This is a genomic window from Nocardia coffeae (assembly GCF_019890715.1).
GTDB classification, from domain to species: domain Bacteria; phylum Actinomycetota; class Actinomycetes; order Mycobacteriales; family Mycobacteriaceae; genus Nocardia; species Nocardia jiangxiensis.
On sequence record NZ_JAINZY010000049.1, the window covers coordinates 1 to 1490 of the forward strand.

2 protein-coding genes are annotated in these 1490 nt (G+C 64.8%); one reads left to right on the top strand and one right to left on the bottom strand.

The window, feature by feature from the left end; genetic code table 11:
* On the bottom strand, positions 1 to 161 hold a 161-nt coding region (locus tag K7711_RS48285; RefSeq protein WP_372460271.1), incomplete at its 3' end, for a GTP-binding protein.
* 552 nt (positions 162 to 713) lie between these two features.
* Between K7711_RS48285 and K7711_RS46960 the strand changes: the two genes are divergently transcribed.
* Positions 714 to 1424, top strand: a complete 711-nt coding sequence (locus tag K7711_RS46960; RefSeq protein WP_222979653.1) for a DUF4253 domain-containing protein — start codon at positions 714 to 716, stop codon at positions 1422 to 1424.
* Positions 1425 to 1490 lie beyond the last annotated feature (66 nt).

Consider the following 1490-nt stretch of genomic DNA (forward strand, 5'->3'; position numbering starts at 1 on the left):
GTGATACCCCGATCCCGTTCCTGCGGATCGTAATCGGTGACGGTGTTGCCCTCGTGCACCTCGCCACGCCGATGGATCTCCCCGGCGAGGTACAGCATGCGTTCGGTGACGGTGGTCTTCCCGGCATCGACATGGGCGAGGATGCCCAGATTGCGAACAATGGCCGGGTTAGGTCGAGACAGGTTGGTACGCACGATATTCGGTCGTTTCTGCTGATCCGGATCAGGACAGCGCAATTCCCGGACACGAGCGCCCGCGGGCAGCTCGCACGGGCCCGTGACGGGCCGGTGGACGGTCCGGTCCCTCAGTGTCGGCCGCGCGGCCGACACCGGGGCCGCGAAGACACCAGAATCACCTCGAACCGAGACCGGGTGGCGACGATCGCACAGTGCACGCCTCGCATCGCTCCCCTCCTCCGGTCGAGAAACCGCGGAGCACCCCTCACACGGTGAGATCGAGGCGATCGCCGAGAAGTCCTCGGCGAAACCGATTTTCGAGTCCGTCGTGCAGTGCGCCATCGTCGCAACCTCCCCTTGATCTTCGAACGATGCAGGCAGGTTACCGAGACCCACCGACAGAATCACCCCATCTGACCTGCACATATCTCTCACCTTGGAGATGCGTTCCGAAGGCGCCGGCTGTCGGTGCCCCGGCATAGCTTCACCGGACAGATCCGATCGAGTTGCCAACGGACTCCAGGGGGTTCATCCGTCATGTGCGTCAAGAATTCGTTCAACACCTTGCCCGCGGGCTTTCCCGCCGGACACGTCGTCTCCGCCGAGGGAGGCCGCGGCCGACCGGTCATGTGGGTGTCCGAGCAAGCCGGTCCCGACATCCAGCGGTGGTGGGAGCCGATGTTCGACGACCATCCCCAGACCGGCCTGTATCCACTGCTACTCGATGAATCCCTCGATATCGACCTGCTGGGCACCGCCCCGACCGCCGACGTCATCGAGCGCGTCCCGGGCGACCAGCTCATCCGCGAGTACTTCGACTTTTCGGGCAACGGATGGCCCGGATTCGCTCCGGCACAACGGTTGGCCGTACATCCCGGATACGCCGCCGCCCGCCTGGCCTCCGAGGGAGCCGATACAGCCCGGCTCGCACTGGTTCCCAGCGTCCGCGGCGCGGATACTCCGGCACTGATCGGTTGGACCGGCGCGATGGATTACACCTGGGACGTCGAGAAGATCTCCGCGGTATTGCGTACCTGGGAGGACAGGTTCGGCGTCCGAGTGGTCCGGCTCGGCGGCACCACTCTGGAACTGTCGGTGGCCGCACCGCCGTCGACCATCACCGAGGCCCGACGAATCACCTTGGAGCACGCGGGATTCTGCCCGAGTATCTGGCAGGAGGAGGTCGCGCTGAACAGCTATGCGACCGGCCTCGTCAAACGCTCGGCCTGGCGATTCCAGTGGGCGTGACTCCGTCCGATCTTCCCCGGAAATAAGGAAAGGCCCCCAGCATCAGCTGGGGGCCTTCCACAAAAT